At 73.0% G+C, this 629-nt stretch carries 1 protein-coding gene; it reads left to right on the forward strand.

The window, feature by feature from the left end:
• Positions 1–554: hypothetical protein (locus ACYVTD_RS15430; RefSeq protein WP_461248582.1), on the forward strand; the 554-nt coding region annotated here is incomplete at its 5' end.
• Positions 555–629 lie beyond the last annotated feature (75 nt).

Raw genomic sequence — 629 nt, forward strand, 5'->3', positions numbered from 1 at the left:
CCCGCAGACCCTGGAGGATCACCGCCATGACGCCAGATCGCTTTGAACAATTGGCCGACGCCTGGGGCGCCGACCTGCGGCGCTGGCCGGCACAGGAGCAGGCGGCGGCACGCGCGCTGATGGAACAGCCGGCCTTTGCGCCTGCGGCCCGGGCCTTGCTCGCCCGTGCGAATGAACTCGACGCGCTGCTCGGCAGCCATGCCGTCGCGCCCCCCAGCGCAGCGCTGGCAAGCGCGGTACTGGCCGGTTTGCAAGCTCGCCCAGGCATGGCGAATGCGCCAGGCCAACCATCGCCGCATGCATGGCCGCAGCCCCGTCGTACCGCGCCCGCACGGCCGGTGCGCGCCAGCGGCCGCAAGCCCTGGCATGGCTGGTGGTCCGGCGCCAGCATCGCCGGTGCGGGCCTGGCCGGTGTGGCCGCAGGCGCCCTGGCCATGGCCTTGCTGATAGGCACGGCCTTGCCCACGGCCCGGCCGGCACAGTCCGAAGGCGGCTGGTGGCCGGGCACCGTCTTCGACACGGGCGGCGCCTTGGTGGAAGGAAGCGAGGAATGACGATGAACGAATCCCCCATCGGCGATGCCCCCCGCACGACGCACCTGCGCCGCTGGCTGTGGGCCTCTGCCCTGC

The organism is Treponema sp. R6D11, from assembly GCF_054786075.1.